The 434-nt window shown below is 57.4% G+C and carries 1 pseudogene; it reads right to left on the reverse strand.

From position 1 onward, the window contains the following. A pseudogene (locus DEO48_RS26235) lies at positions 1-264 on the reverse strand (DUF3296 domain-containing protein); the annotation flags it as partial. Between the last annotated feature and the right edge of the window lie 170 nt (positions 265-434).

Here is a 434-nt window from a genome sequence, read left to right on the forward strand (position 1 = left end):
TATCCAGCGCAGGAGCGTTGGCGGTGAACTCTGACGCGCCTGCTGCCGTTGCCACGAGTATTCGCCCATCCGCTGCCAGACATCAGTGTGAAAGCGCAAAATCAATGAGCGGTAATCCGCCATCGTGTCGTGATGCGGCAACGCCAGCGTAAAGCTGAACGCTACCAGCCGGGGGTAATGGTCAACGGCCTGCTGCAGAAATGCACGTGTATTCGCTGCATCCGAAGCGTTACCGCCTGCAGCGACGGAGTAATGGTTATTCATGAGATTCTTTTCTCTTCTGGCTGAAGCCGGCAGAATGCCGGCGGGCAGGACGGTCTGTCTGATGTGAAAAAAAACGCACCGGGCTTACCCGGGGAGGGTGTTACAGCGGTAATTCATCTGCCAGCTGGCTTCTTCGATGCTGTAGATACCGGTCAGGCACCGGGGGCAGC

Source organism: Enterobacter sp. CGMCC 5087 (genome assembly GCF_003144775.1).
Taxonomy (GTDB): Bacteria; Pseudomonadota; Gammaproteobacteria; order Enterobacterales; family Enterobacteriaceae; genus Enterobacter; species Enterobacter cloacae_M.